Genomic DNA, 17039 nt, shown 5'->3' with positions numbered 1-17039 from the left:
GCGTCGGTGACGCGATGGCGCGCACAGTGCTGGACAAACTCATCGAACTGATCGTTGTGCTTCTCGTCGTCAGTTTCGGCACGTTCACCCTGGTCTCGCTCATCCCGGGCGATCCGTCGGTGGCGGTCCTCGGGGAAGGACGAACGCCCGAAGAATACGCGAGCGCGCGGGCCGCACTCGGTCTCGACGAACCCTTCGTCGTGCGGTACTGGAACTGGTTGTCGGGTGCCCTGCAGGGCGACCTCGGCCAGTCTCTGGTCCCGCCGCAAGGTCCGGTGATCGACAGCATCGGCGCGGCCCTGCCGGTGAGTATGCAACTCGCCGTCATGGGCCTGGTCCTCGCGCTGGTGGTGGCGATACCACTGGCGATGTACTCCGCGCGTCATCAGGATGGCTGGATCGATCGCGCTGTCAGCGCCGGCACCTTCGGCGTGCTGTCGATCCCCAGCTTCCTGTCCGGACTGTTGCTGATCATGGTCTTGGTCAACTACCTCGGGTGGTTCCCCCGCTCGCAGTGGGCTCGCATCTCGGAGGGGCTGGGGCAGAACCTTTATCACGCCATCCTTCCGGCGCTCGTCGTCAGCTTGCTGGAGATGGCGATGTTCACCCGAATCCTTCGCAGCGACCTGGTGACGACGTTGAGAGAAAGCTACATATTCGTCGCGAAGGCGAAGGGCATGTCCAACGCCCGGCTGCTGTTCAGCGACGCGCTGCGTCCGTCGTCGTTCTCGCTGATCACGATGCTCGGCATCGTGCTCGGGTCGATGATCGGCAGCACGGTCATCGTCGAGATGCTGTTCTCGTTGCCGGGTATGGGTTCGCTCGTCGTGCGTGCGGCCCAGCAGGGCGACATGCCGATGGTGCAAGGTGCGGTGCTGGTGATCGCCGTCATCTATGTGGTGGTCAACGGCGTCATCGACATTTCCTACGGATACCTCGACCCAAGGAGTCGCCGTGCTCACGTCTGAGACGACCGCCGAAGACCACGAGATGCCCGCCGGGACAGACCGGGGGGCGCAAGAATCGACTGCGGAAATCGTTGTCGATTCGCCAGGCGCGGCTGCACGCCGGAACCTGTTCCGCATGGGCACGGCCCTCACTGTCGTCGGTGTGGTCGCAGCCGGCCTCGGCCTGGGGGCAGCCGGTGTGGTGATGCCGGCGCGGATCGTGGTCTTTCTGGTGGGGCTCGTCGGGATCTTCGCGGGTCTGCGCCGGCTGGGGCTGGCACGGTTCGGCCCCGACTTCGACCTGACATTCGTTCTGTCCTGTGCGTGGCTGGCAGTGCTGGTTGCTGCGGCGCTGCTCGCCCCGGTGTTGCCGCTGGCCGAGCACGAAGACACCGCCACGACCCTCGGGGCGAGGAGTTACGCGCCGCCGAACCTGTTCTCGGAACACCCGCTGGGTACTAACAACTTCGGTCTCGACATGCTTGCGCGAGCGCTGTTCGGTGCCCGCTCGTCGCTGATCGTCGCGGTGGCCGCGGTCCTGATCGGCATGCTGGTCGGCGGTGCGATCGGCATCGTCGCCGGCTATTTCGGCGGCAGAATCGACCGAGTCGTCGGGGTGCTGACGAACTCTCTGCTCGCGGTGCCGGCATTGATACTGCTCATCGCGCTCGCCTCGGTCCTCTCACCGAATCTGCGGAACATCTCGTTCGCACTGGCGATCCTGGCGGTCCCGAGCATGGTCCGTATCGCCAGGGCTAACACCCTGGCGTTCTCGCAAAGAGAATTCGTACTGGCAGCACGGGCAATGGGCGCCACCAAGCGGCGAGTGATGCTGCGGGAGATTTCGCCGAACGTCGCGCTGCCACTCCTCTCCTTCGGCATGGTGATGATCTCGGTGCTGATCGTGGCCGAGGCATCGTTGAGCTTCCTCGGCCTCGGGATCCAGCCGCCGACTCCGACCTGGGGCAACATGATCGGTGAGGGCCAAGGCAACGTCTTCGAAAACCATCCTTACATCGTGCTGGTGCCGGGCACGTTCCTGTTCCTGACCGTGTTCTCGTTCAACCTGGTCGGTGAGAAGGCTCAGAAGCGCACCGGCGGAACGCGGCAGGTGAAATTGTGACCACCGACCATCCACTCCTGCTAGTAGACGGAATGTCCACGAAGTTCCGCACCAAGAGAGGCAACCTCGTGGCTGTCGACGGGGTCTCGCTCCAACTCGACGCCGGCGAAACCCTCGGCGTGGTTGGCGAATCAGGGTCGGGAAAATCTGTCCTGGGCCAGACGATCATGGGTCTTGTCTCGCACGGCGGCAGCACCACCGTCACAGGCAACGTTCGCTTCAAGGGCCGGGACATGCAGGCGCTCTCCCGTAAGGAACAGCAGCACCTGTGGGGCAAGGACATCGCGATGGTGTTCCAGGACCCGATGTCGGCGCTCAACCCGTTCAAGCGGATCGGCATGCACCTCACCGAATCGCTGCGGGCTCACCTCGGGCTGGACCGCATACACGCGCGCGAACGTGCGATCGAGCTGTTGCGCGACGTCCGGATCCCCGAGCCGACTCGGCGGATGGACCAGTACCCGCACGAGTTGTCGGGGGGTATGCGTCAGCGTGTGTTGATCGCCATGGCGCTGGCATGCGGTCCCGAGCTCGTCATCGCCGACGAGCCGACCACTGCCTTGGACGTCACGGTGCAGAAGCAGATCCTCGAACTGCTCGAATCCCTGCGCGCCGAGATGGGTACGGCCGTGATCCTCGTGAGCCACGACTTGGGCGTGGTGGCCGGTCGGACCGACCGGGTCGCCGTGATGTACGCGGGACGAGTCGTCGAGACCGCACCGACCGGTCAGCTGTTCGCCAATCCTCGCCATCCCTACACAGAGGCGTTGCTGGCCGCGGTTCCCCGACTCGACCAGGAACCGCACACCCGACTCGAATCCATCGAAGGCGCCCTACCGGACATGACCGCCCCGCCGGAAGGCTGTGCGTTCGCACCCCGATGCAAGTACGCGCAGCCCGCCTGCCGGAACATCGTGCCGGCATTGACACCCGCGCCGGATCCGGTGGTGGCCGGTCGTCCGCATGCAACTGCTTGTCATTTTCCGCTGCCCGGCATCGGAGCCGTCGAGCTCGGAACGCCCGCGTCGCCGGTGCCGACAAGCCCGAGTGGGAAGTGGAGTGCAACTGATGGCCGGTAGTGGAGTCGCGCACCTGCGCAGTGACGAAAACCCCATCCTTTCCGTCGAGAACCTGGTCGTGGAGTTTCCCTCGGGCCGCAATCACACGGTGCACGCAGTGTCCGACATCAGCTTCGACCTGCTCCCCGGTGAGACCCTCGGCATCGTCGGCGAGTCCGGCTGCGGCAAATCCACCGCCGGCCGGGCAGTGCTGCAATTGCCGGCCCCGACATCCGGCAGCGTCGCGATCGACGGCATCGAACTGACCACGCTGAGCCCCTCTGCGCTGCGCAAGACCCGGGCGAAATTGCAGATGATCATGCAGGACCCGATCTCCTCCCTGAACCCGCGCCGCAAGGTCAAGCATCTGGTGACCGAAGGACCCCGGATGTGGGGGCAACGCAACAGAGAACACCTCGAGAGCAAGGGACGCAAACTCCTACAGGCGGTCGGGCTGGATCCAGACATGGTGTGGGACCGGCTACCGAGTGAACTGTCCGGTGGTCAATGCCAGCGTGTGTGCATCGCACGTGCGATGATGCTCGAGCCGAAGGTTCTCATCTGCGACGAGCCGGTCTCCAGCCTCGACGTGTCGGTGCAAGCGCAGATCCTCAATCTGCTCGAACAGACAAAGACCGAGTTCGAGCTGACGATGATCTTCATCGCCCACAACATGGCGGTGGTCAAGAACATCAGCGACCGCATGATGGTGATGTACCTGGGCAAGGTGTGCGAAATCGCTCCGTCCCGCGGCATGGAGCGACAGGCACGGCATCCGTACTCCCGACTGCTACTAACATCGATCCCCGACCCCGACATCCACTGCGGGCAAGCCGGAAAGACACCGGAGATCGAGGGTGACCTTCCCTCACCCCTGAATCCACCGTCCGGATGCCGGTTCCGCACCCGCTGTCCCCTGGCGACAGAGCGGTGCGTGGCGGAGGAGCCACTGCTGCGGAAGGTGGGCGAGGGTCACTACGTGGCATGCCACAACGTCTGAAACCAACGGACCCCCGTACCTGTGCCCTCCTCGTGCCAGGCGCGGCGGGTGATGAGGTTGTCCCTTCCGGTGCCCGGCGTGCCGTCGGCACAGCCTGTCTACTGCCGATCCACCTGGACTCCGAACAGATTCGCTCCGCTGACGTCCTGCTGCGGAGACGAGCACCGCGCCCGTGGGGAAGCGGCTGATGCCGAGGCCCTCGGACTCGGGCCGGACGTCGAACTCGCGGCACCGGACGAACATCCGAGGAGGTTCTGGGATGATCGGGTCGACGACTGTGAGATCGGGAGGTCACGTGATCGACGACGCGGAGATGACGCACCTGCGGCGGTGCGTGGAGTTGGCACGGGAGGCGCTCGACGCCGGCGACGAACCGTTCGGCTCGGTGCTGGTGTCGGCCGACGGCACGCGTCTGGCGGAGGACCGCAACCGGGTCGCGGGCGGTGACCACACCCGCCACCCCGAGTTCGAGCTCGCCCGGTGGGCCGTCGGCCACCTGACCGAGGCCGAGCGTGCCGGCGCGACGGTCTACACCTCCGGGGAGCACTGCCCGATGTGCGCGGCCGCGCACGGCTGGGTCGGGCTCGGACGCGTCGTGTACGTGGCGTCCTCGGCGCAACTCGCCGGCTGGCTCGAGGAGATGGGGGTGCCGGCGGCGCCCGTTCGGTCTCTGCCGATCCAGGAGGTCGCGCCCGGGGTGACGGTCGAAGGTCCGGTGCCGGAACTCGTCGACGAGGTGCGTGCGCTGCACCGGCGATGCCACGGCGTGACTGCTTCGTGACCTACTGCGTCACGGTGAGATGACGGCCGACCGCAGTCGATCACGGGTTGTGATCGACTGCGGCGCTTTGCAGTTCCTGTACCCGCACCTGGGCCGACCATTGAACCGGTCGGGGCTGGTCACGGTCGAAAGGAACGCCCATGAAGGGCTCGAAGCTCGGACGCGCAGCGATCGCCCTCGCGGCGCCGCTCGCATTGACGACGGGCCTCGCGCCCACGGCATCGGCAGTGGATCCCTACCCGTACGGCAGCTGGAGTGTGAGCGTGCGAGAGCACACCATCACGGTCAAGTTCATCTACTACCGCGCCCCCGAGGCGGACTACCCGCACTACTGCAACGCGGTGATCGACGAGATTCCCCTGGTGAAGAGTGCGAAGATCTACTATGCCGACTACGAAACCGTGCGTTTCGACAACGTGCCCGACGGCGACTACACCGTTCGTTCCGACTGCCAGGACGACGACCACGTGTATCGAAGCGTCGGATCGATCGATGTCTCGATCCCGGGCCCGGCGCAGACCCGGTTCGTCGGAAGCGAGCACTTCTCCTTCGGCTGAACGAACCGCCACTGGGGAAGGACTTGCTCGCATCTCCGGGATTCGCACAGGCCACGGCGTGGGCAGATTCCGAAGGTGCGGGCAAGTCTGGGCACCCTCCGCACCGCCGCGTGATGGTGGACACGGTAGGAGCGATATCCCTACCATGCGGTTATGGCGGGGGAAGGGCCGCTCATCGGACGCGCAGGGGACTTGCGTCTACTCGAGGCGGCGCTCGACGGCACCGACGGTTACCGGGGATGTGTGATCGCCGGCCAGGCCGGGGTGGGCAAGAGCCGACTGGCGCACGAGCTGGTGCTCCGCTCGTCGGCGGCCGGCATTTCCGTGCGGTCGGCGGTGGGGACGGCATCGGCGCGGACGGTGCCGCTGGGAGCTCTCGCCGGATGGTGTGACCACCCCACCTCCAACCCCCTTCAGCTGATCGACCAGCTCGTACAGTCGTCCACTTCCGAAGGCTCCGACGAGGTGTTGTCGATCGACGACGCGCATCTGCTCGACGAACTTTCGGCGTTCGTGATCCACCATGTGGCATTACGGGGGACTGCCCGGCTGATCGTCACAGTACGGTCCGGGGAGCCGGCACCTGATGCCGTCACCGCCCTGTGGAAGGACGGCATGCTGCTGCGGCGCGACCTTCAGCCCTTGTCGCGATCCGAGTCCGACGCACTGCTCGCCAGTGTGCTCGGCAGTCCCGTAGCCGAGAAGTCGGCGTCGCAGATATGGGATCTGACGCGCGGCAATGCCTTGTACCTGCGGCATCTCGTCTCACAGGAGGTAACCAGCGGCCGACTTCGAGAATGTCACGGATTGTGGTTCTGGCAGGAGGAATTCACCGTTTCCGACAGTATTGCGGACCTGCTCGGCGAACAGATCCGCCGCCTCCCGGAGGCGGTGCGCACGGTCCTGGACTTGGTTGCGGTGGCGGAACCGTTGCCCGTCGCGGTGCTGTCGGCGCTGTCCGACCTCGATGCGGTGGAAGAGGCGGAGAACCGCGGGCTGATCCGGATAGACGCCGAAGACCGAGCGAGAACTGCGCGAATGGCTCATCCGCTGTACGGAGAGGTGCGTCGAGCACGAGCCGGGGACACGCGACTGCGGCGCCTGCGAGGGCGGGTCGTGTCGGCGCTCGCGGCTCGCCCGCCGTCCGAACCCGAGGACGTCGTACGGCGGGCGGTCCTGCATGCCGACTCGGACCTGCCGATCGACCCGGACCTGTTCCTGCGCGCCGCTCGAGGCGCGATGGCGCTGCTGGATCTGTCCCTCTGCGAGAGGCTGGTCCATGCGAGTTCGCTCGCCGGAGGCGGGGCCGAAGCCGACCTCTGTCGTGCTCACGCCCTCCTGCTGCTGAACCGGGGAACCGAGGCCGAGGATGTGCTCGCCGCCATGCCGCTCGAAAGCCTGACGGACGATCGGCTCGCGCGTGTGCTGACGCTTCGGGCTACGAACATGCTGTGGATCCTGGCGCGGGCGGAGGAGTCGAAACGGATCGTCGACAACGCGCTCGGCGACGCCCCGCCGACCGTGGCGGAGTCGTTGCGCGCCGTTCGAGCCGTACAGAGCGCTGTCGCGGGTGATCCCCTGGCCGCACTCGAACTCGGCCGGGATGTCGACCCGACACGGGTGCCCGCGTCGGCGGCGATGTGCGCGATCTGGGGAACCGTCATCGCGGCAGGGGATGTGGGCGAGTCGAAGCTGGCCTCGGAAACCGCATCGAAGGGCTACAGACTGGCGGAATCCTGGCAGGAAGCCTCGTACCAGCGCGTAGGCCTCGTCGAGTTCCATGTCGGCGCGATGCTCCTCGCCGGCGAGGTGGCCGAAGCCGAAGCCGTTGCCGCTCGCACCTACCGCGAGTGCATTCGCCTCCCCGGCGTGACGAGCGCGGTGGGAACCGCGATCGCGGGCATGGCCGCCCTCGGGGGCGGGCGGCTGGCACTCGCCCTCGAACACCTCGAGCGGGCCTTCGCCGAGTTCGAGTCGCTCGACTACCCGGTCCTGATGTATCGGTACGGCATGCTCCTCGCTCAGGCATTGGCAATGGCAGGCCGCAGTACTGCGGCGACGGCGCTGCTGTCCGACGTCGACCGGAACCGGCACCCGGCCTTCGACTTCGTCGACTCGGAGCGGTTGCTCGCCCACGCCTGGAGCCACGCGGCGTCGGGGGAGGTCAGTACAGCGGTGGCCGTCGCGCTCCGGGCCGCGGAGTACGCCGTCGCGCATCGTCAGAAGGCCCGGGAAGTGATGTGCCTCCAGGTCGCAGTTCAACTGGGTGACACGACGGGAAGAGGGCGGCTGGCGCAGCTTGCGGAGAGCACGGGAAGCCGTCGCGCGCGTATTGCGGCCGCGTTCGCCTCCGCGGTGTACGACCACGACGGAGAGGAATTAGCTTCGGTTGCAACGCAATTCGAGGAGATGGGGGATACCGCTGCGGCCGCCGATGCTGCTGCGCGCGCCGCCCTCGCGTTCGCTCGCGCGAACCTACGCGGATCGTCATTGACGCTGAGCACCCGCGCGCAACGTCTTGCCCGGGAGTGCGGAGGGCTGACCACCCCGGCGCTCCGCGAGACGCTCGACCGCGACCTTCCTCTCACGCCCCGCGAGCGCGAGATCATCTCGATGGTGATGCGGGGTCTGACGAATCGGCAGATCGCCGAGGCGCTGACGATGTCGGTACGAACGGTCGAGGGCCATCTGTATCGGGCCCAGGCCAAGACCGGAACCCACGACCGGCACGAACTCGCGGCTCTGCTGCGCGAACAGTGGCGTTGACGCAGAACCGCTTCGAGTAGTGGAACTACTCGGTCGGGCCCCCGGCCAGCTCGGTGGGAACGTCAGGAACCCGCCTGAGGGGGTCGGAACCGAAGTCGGTGACAACGTCGACGAACGCACCGAGCGGGATGCTTCGGGACGACTCCGTCCCTGCCGTCCAGTAGGTACGTCGACGGGTGCGCGCTCGGTTCAGGGTCTCGCGCGCGAGTCGGGTCTTGCCGACGCCCGGTGCGCCGGCAATGACGACGCCGGCGCAGGAGCTGTCAGCGGCCACGCGCTGAGCACATGCGGATTCCAGGTCACCACAGCAGCGGAAATCCAGCGTCGGACGACACCTGGAGGGTCTCCGGTTCGGCCTCCGCGACGCGCACGAGTCTGTCCGGCGCGCCTACGTCGATGTACTCGGCGAACGGCTCGTTGCCGGCTTTCCCTGCCCGTATCGGTCGCACTGTCGCGTTCGGCCTCGGCGGCTTCTCGGATATCGCATCCGTGGTCTCGATGTTCTCGTCCATGCCTCGAGGGTTGCGCCGCGGCGCGCGGGTGGCACGCGTAGAGAGGTACTCGATTCGGGTCCGTGCCGGACCGGTACGCCACGTCGTGGCCCCTGCGTATCGCGGTCCGGCACGAGGGCCGGACTGGAGTAGTGCGCTACTCACCTCTCCCGACGCTGGGCGTCCGATGCTGAGTGTGCGGTCCGGAGATCCGGCCCGCCCGGGCGGTCGTCACCGCGTCGAACTTCTGCCCGGACCATCGGAACGACAAGGACAGCCATGACATCCAACAGCATCCGCAGCCCGCTGTCACCGCCGCAGCCGAGGCGAACGCCCCCACCGTGTACATCGTCGCGGGAGCCACCGATCGTCCGGGGAACGTGGCTGCTGGGATCCACGAGGGAGCTGCTTCGCGATCCCCTCGAACTCGGTCTACGCGGGTATGCAGAGGGAGGCGACGTCGTACGCTACGTCGTCGGACTGCCGGGCCGGCGCCGCGAGTTCTTCACGGTCAATCACCCGGACGGGGTCGGGGAACTGCTGAACGCCCCGCGCCACCTCGACTACCGGAAGGACTCGGAGTTCTACCGCGCAATGCGTGACCTGTACGGGAACGGCCTGGTCACGAGCCAGGACGAGACGTGGTTGCGTCAGCGTCGGTTCATCCAGCCCCTGTTCACCCCGCAGAGCGTAGACGGCTACGTGACGCCGATGGTCGCGGAAGCCGATCGTGTGGCCATTCGGTGGCACAACTGCTCGAGTCGTCTCGTCGACCTCGACGGGGAGATGAGGGCGCTGACGCTCGGTGTCGCCGCTCGCATCCTGTTCGGCGTGCAGGCGCCCCGGATGCTGCCGATCCTACGCACGACATTGCCCGTCCTCGGACGCGCCGTCCTGCAGCAGGGTGCGTCCGCGATTCGGATTCCCTCTTCGTGGCCGACGCCGGGGAATCGCAGAATCGCAAATGCGGAATCCCGTCTCGACGGGTTGTGTGACGCGATCATCGAGCGTCGCCGCACCTCCGCCGAGCCGGGAACGGATCTGATCGGCCGACTGGTGGCGGCCCGAGAAGGTGGTGACGCGTTGTCCACCGAGGAAATTCGTGATCAGGTCAAGGTGTTCCTACTGGCAGGGCATGACACCACGGCCACCATGCTGACGTTCGCGCTGCACCTGCTGGGCAAGGACGCGGGTGTGCAGGATCGAGTGCGTGACGAAGTCGAACGGGTGCTGGGGGACGAGACACCGACGGCCTCCGGTGTCCACGCGCTGACGTACACGACGATGGTGCTCGAGGAGGCCGCCCGGTTGTATCCGCCCTCGCCGTACCTGACGCGGCGGGCCGTCGAGGAGAGGGACGTGTGTGGGTACCGGATCCCCGCCGGTGCGGACGTCAATCTGGCGCCGTGGGTGATCCACCATCGTGCCGATCTGTGGCCGGATCCGTTCCGGTTCGACCCGGATCGCTTCACCCCGGACAGGGTGAAGGAGCGTCACAAGTATGCGTGGTTCCCGTTCGGGCACGGCCCCCGTGGCTGTATCGGTCAGCGCTTCGCGATGCTGGAGGCGGCGATATCCCTGGCGATCCTGGTGCGTGAGTTCGAGTTCCGTTCCCCTTCGGGATCGGTGGCGGTGACCACCGACCTACTGCTGCACCCGGTCGGTGCGGTGCCGTGCCGTGTCCGCCGACGTGTACCGGTGCGTCGGACGTGCCGGCCGTCGTGATCAGGCGCTGGAACCGGACGGCGGTCGCGAGTGACGACCGCTGAGCCCGAGGTGGTGGCGCATGCCCGACCGACCGCAGATCCCCGCGTGTCTTCGGAAGATGCGCGGTGCACGGCGTGGGCAGATTCCGAAGATGCGAGCAAGTCCGTGTGCCCTTGACACCCTCCGGGCCGCGCCATCCACGCGCCCGCGCAGGCTGGGACCGGGCCTTGGGCCGCGTCCCGGCGGACGCGTCCGTCGTGCACACCCCCGCCCGCAACCGGCACACGCTGACTGTGCACTTCTCGTGCCACCGCCCGGCGTGTCGCCACGAGAAGTGCGCGCTCGGGCGCCGCGGGGGTGGCGAGCGCCCCGGTTCACACGGACGCGAGTATCTCGTCGAACAGTGCGGCGTAGCGTTCCTGTGCGGCCCGGCGCCGGGTGGGCACGTGCTCGGTGGGAATCCGGTCGGCCGGCGCCTCGTAGCCCCGCAGGATGAGCTTGGCGACGGTGTCGCGGTGCACCTCGTCCGGGCCGTCGTAGAGTCGCGCGGCGCGTGCGGCGCGGTACATGAAGTCCAGCGGCAGGTCGGAGCTGTAGCCGAGGGAGCCGTGGGTCTGCACGGCCCGGTCGATGACGTCGTGGAGGATCTTCGCGCCGAAGTACTTGATCATGGCGATCTCCTTGCGGGCCGCTTTGGTGCCCTGGGTGTCGATCACCCAGGCGGCCTGCAGCGTCATCAGCCGCAGCGCCTGCATCTCGGCGGCGGAGTCGGCGATCCAGTTGCGCACGGTCTGCTTCTCACCGAGGACGCTGCCGTGCGCGAAGCGGTAGGTGGCGCGTTCGCACATCATGTCGAAGGCGCGGTTGGCTTGGCCGATCCACCGCATGCAGTGGTGAATGCGGCCGGGGCCGAGCCGCTTCTGGGCGATGAGGAAGCCGTCACCGGGATTGCCGAGCAGCGCGTCGGCACCGACCCGCACGTCGCGCAGTGTCACCTCGCAGTGCGAGCCGTAGGTGTTCTCGCGCGGCGACGGATTTTCCATCGACGCGATGTCGCGCACCACCTCCAGACCTGGAGTGTCGATGGGGACGATGAACTGCGAGGCGCGGCGGTGTCGCTCGGCGTCGGGATCGGTGACTGCGACGACGATGACGAAGTCGGCCGTCGAGGCGTTGCTGATGAACCACTTGTCGCCGTCGAGCACCCAGTCGTCGCCGTCGCGGACGGCGGTGGTCTGCAGGTTGGTCGGGTCGGCGCCGGCGTTGTCCGGTTCGGTCAGGGCGAAGGCCGAGTACTTCTCACCGGCGAGCAGCGGATCGAGCCAGCGGCGCTTCTGTTCGTCGGTGCCGACCGCGGCGAGGATTTCTGCGTTGCCCGAATCCGGTGCCTGACAACCGAACACGATCGGTCCGAGGGGTGACGAACCGAGGATCTCGTGCATCAGACCGAGCTTGACCTGGCCGTAGCCCTGTCCGCCGAGTTCGGGGTCGAGGTGCGCGGCCCACAGCTGCTGCGCCTTGACCTGTTGCTGCAGTGGCGCAATCGCGGTGAGTAGCTGCGGCCAGGTCAGTTCGAGGGTTTCGAGCGGACGGATCTCCTCGCGCACGAAGGCGGTCATCCAGTCCAGCTTCTGCTGGAATTCGGGTTCGGTGGAGAAATCCCATGCCATGTGTGTCTACCTCCGGATCGGCGGGTCAGTCGAGGAAGCGCAGGGTGCGCTCGAACAGGTGGAGGGCGTACCGGTGCAGCCGGTCGCCGACGGGGCGGGGGGCCTGCCCGGAACAGGCGCGGGCGTAGGTGCCTTCGAGGATGATGCCGAGTTTGAAGGCGGCCAGCGCGGTGTACCAGTCGACGGCGGCCAGATCGCGGTCGGTGTTCTCGGCGTACCGCTGCACCAGTTCCGCACGGGTGGGCAGTCCACCGGCGTCGGCGAGGCGGCTTTCGAGCAGGTCGGGCTCGCCGTCGGCCTCGGGCCAGATCGCGAGCAGCCAGCCGAGGTCGAGCAGCGGGTCGCCGACGGTGGCCATCTCCCAGTCGACGATGGCATTCACCGTGGGGGCGATGCGGTCGAACATGACGTTGGAGATGTGATAGTCGCCGTGCAGGATGCCGGGTGTCCACAGCCGGGGCCGGTTGTCGTCGAGCCAGGACGCGATGCGGTCGACGCCGGGCAGCAGCACCGTGGGATATCCGGGCAGCAGCGTGTAGGACTCGAGTTCGCTGGTCCAGCGGCCCACCTGCCGCTCGAGGAACCCCTCCGGGCGTCCGAATCCCGTCAGGCCGATCGCGGCTGGGTCGATCCGGCCGAGTTCGGTGAGCGCGTCGACCATCGCCAGTCCCATGCGACGGCGGGTGTCCGGGTCGGCGGCGTGGGCGGGGGACAGACTCTCCGCTGCGTTGTAGCCGTCCACAGCGTGCATCAGATAGAAGACGGCGCCCAGGACGTCGGTATCCTCGCACCCGGCGATGAAGCTCGGGTGCGGCACCGCGGTCCCGGCCAGGGCACGTAGCAAGGTCATCTCCCGCAGCATCATCCGGTTGGATTGCGGTCGAAGGTGTTTCGGTCCGCGGCGTAGAACGTAGCGGGTTCCCGCCCGCTCGAACGCGAGCATGATGTTCTGCGTTCCGCCGCCGATCGGGGAGACCTCGGTGAGGTCGCCGGCACCGAGGCCCCTTGCGTCCATCCAGTCGCGCAGCGCGGGGAGGTCGACCCCCATCAGTTCGCTGTCTGTCGTATCGGTCGGCATACAACGACGGTATCGGCCGGGTCCGGAGGGGGCAGTGCGGCTTTCACCGCTCGTTGTGGGTTTCCACAACCACTGCGGAGCGGGGTCCGCGCTGGTCAGTGGCCGGAGAAGTCGAGGATCTGGAAGGCGAGCCGCGCCGAGAGCATGACGTCGAGACTTGCCGGATCGAGCCGGGTCAGTTCCTTGACCTTGCCCATCCGGTAGCGCACCGTGTTCTCGTGCACGTCCAGGGCCTGTGCGGCGCCCTGGACCCGTCCCTCGGCGGTGACGAACGCGCGCCACGTGTCGAGCAGGACGCTGTCGTCGGCGGTCTGCACGGCGTGCAGGTACTCGTGCGCGAAGTGCACCGCCTCCTTGACCCGGCCGGAGCTGACGACCAGCCGGAACAGCCCCAGCTCGGTGACGTCGAGGACCCCGGCGGACCATTCGAACGACCGCGCGATCTCGGCGACCTCCCGCATCTCCCGGGAGGCCTGCGGGAAATCGGTGACTTCCCGGCACACGCCGGAGATGACGGTGGCGCCGGTCGCCAGCTGCGGCTGCAGCGACGCGCGGATCCGGGACACCGCGTCGCGCACTCGCTGTAGTTCCTCGCCGGAGCCGCCGTCGGGTAGCGGCACCAGCACTGTCACGCTGCCGGGCAGTTTCACCGCCGCGGGCTCGTCGATCCCGAGCACCTCCTGGAAGCGGCGCGTGACCAGGCGCTGCGCGGCGGAGGCGGACATCCGCTGGTTCGCCGCCAGTGTGAACCGGACCAGCACGTGCGGATACGTGAGGTCGATGCCGAACTGCGGGCCGCGCCGCACCAGGTGTTCCTTGTCGCGGGTGTTGCGCAGCAGATCCGACAGGTAGTCGTCGCGAGCCTGGCCCTGGGTCTCGATCTGGCGGCGTTCGGAGAGGATCTGCAAGGACAGCACCGTCGCGCCGTGTTCGGCGATGTTCGCGTCGACCTGCTCGAGCGAGCGACCCACTTCGACGATGCCCAGGTAGCCGTTGGGTTTGCCCTCGATCATCAGCCGGCACAGCAGATGCCGGCGGCCGAGGCCTACCGACAAGGTGGGCGGCACCACGGCCGACGGCCGGTCCGGGCTCAGGCCGGCGAGCTCGGTCTCCACCGAGGGCATCCGCCGGATCTGCTCGGAGATCACCGGGGCGCGATCCAATCCGAGGGTGGCCGGCGCCGCCCAGGCGAGTACCCGGAAGTCCTCGTCGTAGAGGACGACGGGCTTGGTCGACAGGTCGCTGAGCAGCCGCACCACGCGGTGGATGTCGGCGCCCTCGAGCACGGCGTTGGTGAGCTTGCGATGCACGTCCGCGAGGTAGGCGAGCGTGTTGCGGCTGCGGGTGATCTCCGAGGCCTGTGCCCGCAGCCGCGAATTGAGCATCGCCTGGGTGAGGAACAACGCGCTGAGCTGGGCGAACATCTCGGCGATCTCGATGTCCTCGGCAGTGTAACGACGGGGGAGATCCTTGTTGTCGACGAAGAGCAGACCGATGACCTCTCCGTCGAACACCAGTGGCACCCCGAGCATGGCGCGGACCCGCCAGTGCTCCATGGTCCGGCGATGGGGGCGCGGGTCGTTGGGGACGTCCTCGATCAGCACCGAACGGGCGGTCTCGATGATCTCCCGGCTGAAGTGGTCGCCCGCGATCCCGGATTCCTGGCGTTTGACCGCTTCGGTGATGTCACCGTCGTCGGCGCAGTGTCCCGCGGCGCCGCGGAACCGGCCGTCGGGGCGTCGGAGGTAGAGCGAACTGCGGGACACCCCGAGGACGGTGCACAGCTTCACGCACACCGAGCGCAGCAACTGTTCGAGGTCGGCGTCGCCGATGGCTTCGCCGGTGATCTCGGCGAACGCGGTGATGACGTCGCGTTCGCGGGGTCGGGTGGTGGGGTGGGCCGCCAGGGTGGGCGCGTGGGCGGCGGTCGGAACCGTCGCACGGGCGGGGCCGTGCTCAGGCGTCGTGGGCTCGACGTTCCCGCTCGGCAGCGCCATGCGTCTACCTCACCTCCCGGCGCCCGAGGGTGCGGCGCCGCCGCGTGTCGATGTTGTTCATTATCACAATCTACGGGAAATCAGGTCGCGATCACAGTCGCCAGTGCGCTGTCGAGCTCGTGGCCCATCCGGTCCCGCTTGGCCCGCAGGTAGCGCACGTTGTGTGCGGTGACGACGGTCGGCAGGGCCACCCGGCCGACGATCTCGATCGAATAGCCTTCCAGCCCACCGAGTTTGCCAGGATTGTTGGTGATCAGCCGCATCCGCCGCACACCCAGGTCGGCGAGGATCCGGGCGCCCACCCCGTAGCTGCGCGAGTCGTCGGGCAGACCGAGCGCCCGGTTCGCGTCGACGGTGTCGAGGCCCTGCTCCTGCAGCGAGTACGCGCGGATCTTGTGGGCCAGTCCGATGCCCCGGCCCTCGTGGCCGCGCAGGTACACGAGCACCCCGCACCCTTCCCGGGCGATCTCGGCGAGCGCACGCTCGAGCTGCGCCCCGCAGTCGCATCGCAGCGAACCGAGGATGTCGCCGGTCAGACACTCGCTGTGCACCCGCACCAGCACCCCGTCGGAGGAGCGTCCTGCGACGGCGACGTCGCCCATCACCAGCGCGAGGTGCTCGGTGCCGTCGAGCACCGACCGGAACGCCACGGCCCGGAACTCCCCGAACTCGGTGGGCATCGTCGACTCGGCGACGAGTTCGACGAACGGCTCCGTCGCAGCCCGGTATCGCACCAGGTCGGCGATCCGCAGCAGGGGCAGGCCGTGCCCCCGGGCGAACGCGACGAGATCGGCGCCGCGGCGCATCGAGCCGTCCTCGGCGACGATCTCCCCGATCACCCCCACGTCTCCGGCCCCGGCGAGACGCAGCAGATCCACGGTCGCCTCGGTGTGCCCGGCGCGGGCGAGCACTCCACCCTCGCGGGCTCGCAGCGGGAACACGTGCCCCGGTCGGCGCAGATCGGCAGGTTCGGTCGTGTCGTCGGCGAGTGCCCGCACGGTCGCGGCCCGGTCCTGCGCGCTGACCCCGGTCCCGGTGGAGACGTGGTCGACGGTGACGGTGAACGCCGTGCCGTGCGCGTCGGTGTTGCGTTCGACCATCAGCGGCAGGTCGAGGGTGTCGGCGCGGTGCGCGGTCATGGGGGCGCAGACGATGCCGGTGCTGTGCCGGACGATGAACGCCATCTGCTCGGCGGTCATCGTGGCGGCGGCCGCGACGAGGTCACCTTCGTTCTCCCGGTCGTCGTCGTCCACGACGACGACCATGCCGCCGGCGGCGAGGGTCTCGACCGCGAGTTCGACGTCCTGAGCGGGGCTGGTCCGTGGCATGGCGACTACTCCTGTTCTGCGCTGTGGGTGCCGAAGGTGCGCTGGTGGTACGTCAGCGGCGGATGATCGACGCGGGCGGCGGCTTCGACGTGCCCGAGGACGACGACGTGGTCGCCGCCGTCGACGAGGTCGGCGACCCGGCACGCCAACCACCCCGGCGCCGCGTCGACCCGCGGCACCCCGGCCGACAGCGACCAGTCGACGCCGTCGAACTTGTCGGTGCCCTTGCGGGCGAACGTCAGGGCGAGGGCGTCCTGACCGTGGCCGAGGACGTTGACCCCGAACCGTCCCCCGGACCGTACGACCGTGAGCAGATCGGACCCGCGGTCGAGGGCCACCAGGACCATCGGAGGATCGAGTGAGAGCGAAGCGAAGGCGCTGACGGTGGTGCCGTGCGGACGGGCGCCGTCGAGTGCGGTCACCACCGTCACGGGAGTGCACACACTGGCCATCACGTCCCGGAACTCAGCGGTGAACTCTTGGGCGGCAATTGGATTCATCACGTCCTCCGACGGGATCGGCCGGAGCGGTGCCCG

Annotated in this window: 15 protein-coding genes and 1 pseudogene; 9 read left to right on the top strand and 7 right to left on the bottom strand. The window is 67.8% G+C overall.

Annotation, left to right across the window (positions count from 1 at the left end; genetic code table 11):
• Window positions 1–14 precede the first annotated feature (14 nt).
• From ACM26Y_RS20400 to ACM26Y_RS20370, 7 genes are all read left to right on the top strand, one after another.
• On the top strand, window positions 15–968 hold the full coding sequence (locus ACM26Y_RS20400; RefSeq protein ID WP_416061760.1) for an ABC transporter permease: 954 nt from the start codon (window positions 15–17) through the stop codon (window positions 966–968).
• Window positions 895–2070, top strand: coding sequence for an ABC transporter permease (locus ACM26Y_RS20395; protein WP_416061759.1), 1176 nt, complete (start codon window positions 895–897; stop codon window positions 2068–2070). Before ACM26Y_RS20400 ends, ACM26Y_RS20395 begins: the two co-directional genes overlap by 74 nt.
• A complete protein-coding gene (locus tag ACM26Y_RS20390) occupies window positions 2067–3149 on the top strand; it encodes an ABC transporter ATP-binding protein (protein WP_416061758.1) in 1083 nt (360 codons plus the stop codon). The genes ACM26Y_RS20395 and ACM26Y_RS20390 overlap by 4 nt, the downstream gene beginning before the upstream one ends.
• Window positions 3139–4128, top strand: a complete 990-nt coding sequence (locus ACM26Y_RS20385) for an ABC transporter ATP-binding protein (protein WP_416061757.1) — start codon at window positions 3139–3141, stop codon at window positions 4126–4128. Before ACM26Y_RS20390 ends, ACM26Y_RS20385 begins: the two co-directional genes overlap by 11 nt.
• Before the next feature lie 295 nt (window positions 4129–4423).
• A complete protein-coding gene (locus ACM26Y_RS20380; protein WP_416061756.1) occupies window positions 4424–4909 on the top strand; it encodes a nucleoside deaminase in 486 nt (161 codons plus the stop codon).
• Between the two features lie 140 nt (window positions 4910–5049).
• On the top strand, window positions 5050–5466 hold the full coding sequence (locus ACM26Y_RS20375; RefSeq protein WP_003934594.1) for a hypothetical protein: 417 nt from the start codon (window positions 5050–5052) through the stop codon (window positions 5464–5466).
• A gap of 153 nt (window positions 5467–5619) precedes the next feature.
• A complete protein-coding gene (locus tag ACM26Y_RS20370; protein ID WP_416061755.1) occupies window positions 5620–8232 on the top strand; it encodes a LuxR C-terminal-related transcriptional regulator in 2613 nt (870 codons plus the stop codon).
• A gap of 25 nt (window positions 8233–8257) precedes the next feature.
• Here the strand turns inward: ACM26Y_RS20370 and ACM26Y_RS20365 are convergent, their stop codons facing one another.
• A complete protein-coding gene (locus ACM26Y_RS20365; RefSeq protein ID WP_416061754.1) occupies window positions 8258–8506 on the bottom strand; it encodes an AAA family ATPase in 249 nt (82 codons plus the stop codon).
• Window positions 8507–8531: 25 nt separating this feature from the next.
• On the bottom strand, window positions 8532–8744 hold the full coding sequence (locus ACM26Y_RS20360; RefSeq protein ID WP_416061753.1) for a hypothetical protein: 213 nt from the start codon (window positions 8742–8744) through the stop codon (window positions 8532–8534).
• Window positions 8745–9002: 258 nt separating this feature from the next.
• Between ACM26Y_RS20360 and ACM26Y_RS20355 the strand changes: the two genes are divergently transcribed.
• Together ACM26Y_RS20355 and ACM26Y_RS20350 are read left to right on the top strand one after the other, a co-directional pair.
• On the top strand, window positions 9003–10448 hold the full coding sequence (locus ACM26Y_RS20355; RefSeq protein WP_416061752.1) for a cytochrome P450: 1446 nt from the start codon (window positions 9003–9005) through the stop codon (window positions 10446–10448).
• 173 nt (window positions 10449–10621) lie between these two features.
• Window positions 10622–10708, top strand: a pseudogene (locus ACM26Y_RS20350) (hypothetical protein); the annotation flags it as partial.
• Between the two features lie 96 nt (window positions 10709–10804).
• Here the strand turns inward: ACM26Y_RS20350 and ACM26Y_RS20345 are convergent.
• The 5 genes from ACM26Y_RS20345 to ACM26Y_RS20325 all read right to left on the bottom strand — a co-directional run bounded on the left by ACM26Y_RS20345 (window position 10805) and on the right by ACM26Y_RS20325 (window position 17003).
• Window positions 10805–12100: an acyl-CoA dehydrogenase family protein gene (locus ACM26Y_RS20345; RefSeq protein WP_416061751.1), complete on the bottom strand. Its 1296-nt coding sequence runs from the start codon at window positions 12098–12100 to the stop codon at window positions 10805–10807.
• A gap of 25 nt (window positions 12101–12125) precedes the next feature.
• Window positions 12126–13178, bottom strand: a complete 1053-nt coding sequence (locus ACM26Y_RS20340; RefSeq protein WP_416061750.1) for a phosphotransferase family protein — start codon at window positions 13176–13178, stop codon at window positions 12126–12128.
• 95 nt (window positions 13179–13273) lie between these two features.
• A complete protein-coding gene (locus tag ACM26Y_RS20335; protein ID WP_416061749.1) occupies window positions 13274–15175 on the bottom strand; it encodes a helix-turn-helix domain-containing protein in 1902 nt (633 codons plus the stop codon).
• Window positions 15176–15255: 80 nt separating this feature from the next.
• Window positions 15256–16503, bottom strand: a complete 1248-nt coding sequence (locus ACM26Y_RS20330; RefSeq protein ID WP_416061748.1) for a bifunctional 3,4-dihydroxy-2-butanone-4-phosphate synthase/GTP cyclohydrolase II — start codon at window positions 16501–16503, stop codon at window positions 15256–15258.
• A 5-nt stretch (window positions 16504–16508) separates the two neighbouring features.
• Complete coding sequence (locus ACM26Y_RS20325; RefSeq protein WP_003934586.1) at window positions 16509–17003, bottom strand: flavin reductase family protein; 495 nt, start codon at window positions 17001–17003, stop codon at window positions 16509–16511.
• Between the last annotated feature and the right edge of the window lie 36 nt (window positions 17004–17039).

Origin of the sequence: Rhodococcus indonesiensis (assembly GCF_047782815.1) — a bacterium.
In the GTDB taxonomy this organism is placed as follows: domain Bacteria; phylum Actinomycetota; class Actinomycetes; order Mycobacteriales; family Mycobacteriaceae; genus Rhodococcus; species Rhodococcus indonesiensis.
This window is presented reverse-complemented; position numbering and strand designations above follow the sequence as displayed.

Bases quoted from the DNA above. Each gene is read 5' to 3' on its own strand.
- ACM26Y_RS20325 (WP_003934586.1), bottom strand. From the start codon at position 17,003: ATGAATCCAATTGCCGCCCAAGAGTTCACCGCTGAGTTCCGGGACGTG.
- ACM26Y_RS20375 (WP_003934594.1), top strand. From the start codon at position 5,050: ATGAAGGGCTCGAAGCTCGGACGCGCAGCGATCGCCCTCGCGGCGCCG.
- ACM26Y_RS20400 (WP_416061760.1), top strand. From the start codon at position 15: ATGGCGCGCACAGTGCTGGACAAACTCATCGAACTGATCGTTGTGCTT.
- ACM26Y_RS20385 (WP_416061757.1), top strand. From the start codon at position 3,139: ATGGCCGGTAGTGGAGTCGCGCACCTGCGCAGTGACGAAAACCCCATC.
- ACM26Y_RS20395 (WP_416061759.1), top strand. From the start codon at position 895: ATGTGGTGGTCAACGGCGTCATCGACATTTCCTACGGATACCTCGACC.
- ACM26Y_RS20355 (WP_416061752.1), top strand. From the start codon at position 9,003: ATGACATCCAACAGCATCCGCAGCCCGCTGTCACCGCCGCAGCCGAGG.
- ACM26Y_RS20340 (WP_416061750.1), bottom strand. From the start codon at position 13,178: ATGCCGACCGATACGACAGACAGCGAACTGATGGGGGTCGACCTCCCC.
- ACM26Y_RS20335 (WP_416061749.1), bottom strand. From the start codon at position 15,175: ATGGCGCTGCCGAGCGGGAACGTCGAGCCCACGACGCCTGAGCACGGC.
- ACM26Y_RS20330 (WP_416061748.1), bottom strand. From the start codon at position 16,503: ATGCCACGGACCAGCCCCGCTCAGGACGTCGAACTCGCGGTCGAGACC.
- ACM26Y_RS20360 (WP_416061753.1), bottom strand. From the start codon at position 8,744: ATGGACGAGAACATCGAGACCACGGATGCGATATCCGAGAAGCCGCCG.
- ACM26Y_RS20345 (WP_416061751.1), bottom strand. From the start codon at position 12,100: ATGGCATGGGATTTCTCCACCGAACCCGAATTCCAGCAGAAGCTGGAC.
- ACM26Y_RS20370 (WP_416061755.1), top strand. From the start codon at position 5,620: ATGGCGGGGGAAGGGCCGCTCATCGGACGCGCAGGGGACTTGCGTCTA.